The sequence below is a fragment of the Streptomyces sp. NPDC058525 genome (assembly GCF_042719495.1).
Taxonomy (GTDB): domain Bacteria; phylum Actinomycetota; class Actinomycetes; order Streptomycetales; family Streptomycetaceae; genus Streptomyces.
Genome location: NZ_JBHXNP010000197.1, coordinates 1 through 5129, shown reverse-complemented (window position 1 = coordinate 5129; position 5129 = coordinate 1). Strand labels below are relative to the sequence as shown.

The following is a 5129-nucleotide window of genomic DNA, read 5'->3' as shown; positions in this document are numbered from 1 at the left end:
AACCATGTGGCACGAGACCCCGCCCCGGGGGGCGCCTCCGGATGTCCTCTGGCGCTTCCCGGTAACGGCTGCCGCGGACCCCGCTGGGGCCCGCGGCCCGCCGGCCGGGGGCCGTCCCCCCCGGCCGGACTCTTGCGGGCACCTCCCAGCCTGTGGCCGGGGGAGCTTCAGGCCTGCGCGGAGATCCGCGCGAGGCGCTGGGCCTCTTGCCGCGTGGACACCGCGATGGCGTCCTCGTCGGCGAAGAGCAGCCGGTTGTTCTCGACGATCTGCTTGCCGTTGACGAACGAAGCCGTCACCGGGGCGGCCGCACCGAAGACCAGCGCGGTGACCGGGTCGGCGATCGAGGAGTGCAGGAACGTGCTCAGGTTCCACATCACGAAGTCGGCGCACTTGCCGACCTCGAGCGAGCCGATGTTGTCGGCGCGGCCGAGGACCTGGGCGCCGCCGTACGTACCGAGGCGCAGGGCCTGGCGCGCGTTCAGGGCGCGCTCGCGGTGGACCGTGTTCAGGCGGTTGATCAGCAGCGCGTTGCGCAGCTCGGTGTGCAGCTCACCGGACTCGTTGGAGGCGGTGCCGTCCACGCCGAGGCCGACCGGGACACCGGCGGCGAGCATGTCCGGGACGCGGGCGATGCCGGCGGCCAGACGGGCGTTGGAGGACGGGCAGTGCGCGACACCGGTCTTGGTGCGGGCGAACGCGGCGATGTCGGAGTCGTTCATGTGGACGCTGTGCGCCATCCACACGTCCTCGCCGAGCCAGCCGGTCGACTCGAAGTAGTCGGTCGGGCCCATGCCGAACAGTTCCTTGCAGAACTGCTCTTCCTCGACGGTCTCCGAGCCGTGCGTGTGCATGCGCACACCCAGGCGGCGGGCCAGCTCGGCGCCCTGCTTCAGCAGCTCGGTCGAGACCGAGAAGGGGGAGCAGGGGGCGACGGCGACCTGCGTCATCGAGTCGAAGGAGGCGTCGTGGTGCTTCTTGACGGTCGCCTCGGTGTCGGCGAGCGCACCCTCGAGGGTCTCGACGGCGTGGTCCGGCGGCAGGCCGCCGTCCTTCTCGCTGCGGTCCATCGAGCCGCGGGCGAGGGTGAACCGTACGCCCATCTCGGAGGCGGCGCGGATGATCGAGCCGGAGAGGTCGCCGGAGCCCTTGGGGAACACGTAGTGGTGGTCCATGGCGGTGGTGACGCCGCCCTTGGCCATCGCGGCGAGGGAGCCCTGCGCGGCCGTGTACGTCATCTGCTCGTCGATGCGCGCCCACGTCGGGTACAGCGCGACGAGCCAGTTGAAGAGGTTGTGGTCGGTGGCCAGACCACGCGTGATCCACTGGTAGAAGTGGTGGTGGGTGTTGACCAGGCCGGGGGTGACGAGGTGACCCGTGCCGTCGATGCGGCGGACCACGTTCTCGAGGTTCTCGGGGGCTTTGCCCGCACCGATCGACTCGATCTTGTTGCCGGCGACGACCACGTGGCCCGAGGCGTACTCGGTGTCGTTCGCGTCGACGGTCGCGATCGCACAGTTCTCGATGACGATGCGCTCGACCGCGCTGTCAAGGGCTGCCGATGCTGCCATGGGACTTCCTCGTGCTTTCAGTGGCGGTGCGGGCACGGCAAGGCCCAGGAGATTTGAGTGCCGGAGCCGGGGGCCTTGACAGCTGACAGTACTGCCGCCCCGAGTGATGCGTCCGGGTGCCGATTCAGGAAGCTGAAGGTGTGTCGCGGTCCCGGGGCCACTGCGGAGCCCCGGGACGCGCGTGCCGCATCAGAGGTTGGTCATGTCCACGGGGATACGGGCGTCAACGCCGTCCCGGAGAACAGTGGCCTCGATCAGACCGTACGGGCGGTCCGCGGCGAAGTAGACCTCGTTGTCGTTCTTGAGGCCGAACGGCTCAAGGTCGACGAGGAAGTGGTGCTTGTTCGGGAGCGAGAAGCGGACCTCGTCGATCTCCGAACGGTGGTTGATGATGCGCGAACCCATCTGGTACAGGGTCTGCTGCAGCGAGAGGGAGTAGGTCTCCGCGAAGGCCTGGAGCATGTGCTTCTTGGTCTCGGCGTAGGACTTCTCCCAGTTGGGCATCCGCTGCTCGTCGTCCGACCAGTTGAAGCGCCAGCGGGCCGACACCTGGGTGGCCAGGATGCGGTCGTAGGCCTCCTTCAGCGTCGTGTACTTGTCCTTCACGTAACCCCAGAACTCGGAGTTCGTGGAGTTCATGACGACCAGGTCCTTGAGGCCGGAGATGACCTCCCAGTTCTTGCCGTCGTACGTGATCTGGGTGACGCGGGTCTCCATGCCCTGGCGGACGAAGGAGTGGTTCACCTCGTCGGAGCCGATGAACTTGGAGTTGGCGTCCGAGGTGGCGATCCGGTCCCAGGAGTACTCCTCGATCCGGATGCGCGCCTTCTGGATCGGCTCCTGGCTGCCCACGAACCAGCGCGCCAGGTGGATGCCGAACTGCTCGGCGGACTCGATGCCGTACTCCTTGGCGAACGCGTACACCGTGTTCTTGGTGGTGTCCGTCGGCAGGACGTTGGCGTTCGAGCCGGAGTAGTGGACGTCGTCCATGTCGCCGGAGAGGGCGACCGAGACGTTCAGGTCCTTGATGTGGTGGGTGTCGCCGTCCCGCGTGATCTTGACGACGCGGTTCTCTGCCTTGCCGTACTGGTTCTGGCCCAGAATCGTGGCCATGCTAGCTCCCTCGGTAAACGGAGTAGCCGAACGGGTTGAGCAGCAGCGGTACGTGATAGTGCTCGCCCGGGTTCACCGCGAAGGTGATGGTGACCTCGGGGAAGAACGCACCGCTGTCCCTTACGCGGGGGGCGTCCTGCTGCGCCTCGGCTTGCTTCTTACTGAAGTACGTCTCGGTCTCGAAGTCGAGACGCACGTGGGTGGTGCCCTCCGGCAGCGCCGGCAGGTCCTTGCAACGCCCGTCGGCGTCGGTGGCGGAGCCGCCCAGGGCCGCCCACTCGCCGTCTAGCCCGGTGCGGGCCGACAGGGAGATGGCGACGCCCTCGGCGGGCTTGCCGATGCTGGTGTCCAGGATGTGCGTGGACACCGAATTTCTCGGCGATGCCGCGGTCTCTGTGCTCATGGTGGTCACTCTCCTTCTTCTGCGAGTTCGGCGAGGCGGGTCAGCCGGATGTTGTTGATCTTGACGAGCTCACCGCGGGCGATCTCTCGCTCCTGTTCCGGCGAGTTGTCGATCCGGACCTTGACCGCGTCCCGCATGAACTCACCGGTCGCACCGGTGGCGCAGATGAGGAAGACGTGGCCGAACTTCTCCTGGTAGGCCAGGTTCAGTTCGAGGAGCTCGTTCTTGAGCTCCTCCGAGGCGCCGGCCATGCCACGCTGCTCGCGGGCGGAGGTCGGGTCTCCCGGCTTCGGCCGGCCGATCGGCGCGTGGCCTCCCATTGCTTCGCCCAGGTCCGCCGCGGTGAGCTCCGCCATGGCGGAGGCATTGGCGGCGAACAGGGAATCGGCGCTGGCGAAGGGGCGCTGGGCGAGCAGTTTGCCCACCCATGCCGAGCTGGCGCACACCTCGTGCAGCTCGGCCGCGGCCGCGCTGTCGTCCAAGGCGTTGAACCGGGTGAGACCCGGGGTCGGACTCGAAGTCACGGTAGGCCTCCGTGGCCTGTTGTTGCTTTGACGGGCTGCGCATAGCTAACGCCCTCGACAACACGGCGTCAACACTTTGTTGAAACTTCGCGTACACAAAAGCCGCCGCCCGGATGAATTGGGCGGCGGCTCGTCACTGTAGGTCAGACTGCGTTCACGCTTGGCTTCACTCTTGGGCGGTCTTGTTCGGATTTTCCCGGTTCAGATAGTTGTAAACCGTGAAGCGGCTTACGCCCAGAGCCGCCGCGACCGTTTCCACGCCATGCCGTACGGAGAAGGCGCCCCGCGCCTCCAGTATCCGCACCACGTCCTGCTTGGCCTTCCGGTCGAGCCGGGACAACGGTACGCCGTGCCGGCGCTCCAGCGCGGCCAGGATGTGGTCCAGCGAGTCCGAGAGCTGGGGCAGGCGCACGGCCAGCAGGTCCCGCCCCTCCCAGCTGAGCACGACGTCGTCGGGCTGGGCCAGGGCCGGATCCATCAGCTCGCCGCCCATCGCGTCCACCAGTGGCTTGACCGCGGTGACGAAGGGGTGGTCGCGGGGCTCGGTCACGGCGTGTCCTCCCCGAGCACGTTGACCTGGAGCGAGACCCGCGTGGCTCCGGCCTCCAGGGAATCGCGCAGCAGCTCGCCCACCGCGGCCAGCACCCGGTCGGCCTCGCCTTCCGCGGTATTGCCGAACGGGCCGACGTCCACCGCGTCCAGCTGGGCCTTCTGGATGACCTCGCGAGCGGCCACGGCATGGGCAGGGGCCTCTTCGAGATCGAAGGGCTCGGTCGTGAACTCCACTCTCAATCGCACACTCGCCAAGCTACCGGGCACTCGGCGCTTTTCGGGAGCCCGCACTTGACAGCCGCGCGAACCTCCATGCAGTCTTCCATCAAGCAGAAACTAACTTCCGCAATACGGAAGGAGCGCACACCCCTCATGGGATACACGGACCAGCGCTTCGATGTAAACCTGTCGATCCTCTTCACGGAACTCCCGCTTCTGGAGCGTCCCGCGGCTGCCGCCGCGGCGGGCTTCACGGCGGTCGAGCTGTGGTGGCCCTGGATCGAGACCCCCACCCCCGCGCAGGCGGAGCTCGACGCCCTCAAGAAGGCTCTCGAGGACGCCGGCACCCAGCTGGTGGGCCTGAACTTCTACGCCGGCCAACTGCCGGGCCCGGACCGCGGTGCGGTATCGGTGCCCGGTGAGGAGTCGGAGCGCTTCAACGCCAACATCAACGTGGCCGCCGACTTCGCGGCCTCGGTCGGCTGCAAGGCGCTGAACGCCCTCTACGGCAACCGCGTCGAAGGCGTGGACCCGGCCGTACAGGACGAGCTCGCGCTGAAGAACCTGGTCGTGGCGGCCCGGGCCGCCGACCCCGGCGGCGCGCGCCGACAGGTCGGGGCCCGCAACAAGCCCCGGCTCATAAAAAAAAAAGACGCTGCCGGCGAGAGGGTGGGTGTAGAACTCGGAGGTCGCGGTGTCCTGAAAGGCCGGGGCGGGGGGGCGGGGGCGGGCGGCGGGGGGGGGGGG

At 67.9% G+C, this 5129-nt stretch carries 7 protein-coding genes; 1 reads left to right on the top strand and 6 read right to left on the bottom strand.

The annotated features are described in order from the left end of the window. Nucleotides 1-167: 167 nt before the first annotated feature. The 6 genes from ACFWP3_RS41535 to ACFWP3_RS41510 form a co-directional block, all read right to left on the bottom strand. Nucleotides 168-1571 (bottom strand): 8-oxoguanine deaminase, encoded by a 1404-nt coding sequence (locus ACFWP3_RS41535; protein WP_384232119.1) that lies wholly within the window; start codon nucleotides 1569-1571, stop codon nucleotides 168-170. A gap of 189 nt (nucleotides 1572-1760) precedes the next feature. Further along, nucleotides 1761-2684: a factor-independent urate hydroxylase gene (gene pucL, locus ACFWP3_RS41530; protein WP_384232116.1), complete on the bottom strand. Its 924-nt coding sequence runs from the start codon at nucleotides 2682-2684 to the stop codon at nucleotides 1761-1763. A gap of 1 nt (nucleotide 2685) precedes the next feature. After that, nucleotides 2686-3087 (bottom strand): hydroxyisourate hydrolase, encoded by a 402-nt coding sequence (gene uraH / locus ACFWP3_RS41525; protein WP_384232113.1) that lies wholly within the window; start codon nucleotides 3085-3087, stop codon nucleotides 2686-2688. A gap of 5 nt (nucleotides 3088-3092) precedes the next feature. After that, on the bottom strand, nucleotides 3093-3611 hold the full coding sequence (gene uraD, locus ACFWP3_RS41520) for a 2-oxo-4-hydroxy-4-carboxy-5-ureidoimidazoline decarboxylase (protein ID WP_384232111.1): 519 nt from the start codon (nucleotides 3609-3611) through the stop codon (nucleotides 3093-3095). Nucleotides 3612-3777: 166 nt separating this feature from the next. Beyond that, nucleotides 3778-4161 (bottom strand): helix-turn-helix domain-containing protein, encoded by a 384-nt coding sequence (locus ACFWP3_RS41515; RefSeq protein WP_384232109.1) that lies wholly within the window; start codon nucleotides 4159-4161, stop codon nucleotides 3778-3780. Continuing rightward, nucleotides 4158-4409, bottom strand: a complete 252-nt coding sequence (locus tag ACFWP3_RS41510; protein WP_384232107.1) for a thiamine-binding protein — start codon at nucleotides 4407-4409, stop codon at nucleotides 4158-4160. The genes ACFWP3_RS41515 and ACFWP3_RS41510 overlap by 4 nt, the downstream gene beginning before the upstream one ends. 126 nt (nucleotides 4410-4535) lie before the next feature. Here ACFWP3_RS41510 and ACFWP3_RS41505 point away from each other — a divergent pair. Further along, nucleotides 4536-5129 (top strand): TIM barrel protein (locus ACFWP3_RS41505; RefSeq protein ID WP_384232105.1); only part of this gene is annotated, 594 nt, incomplete at its 3' end.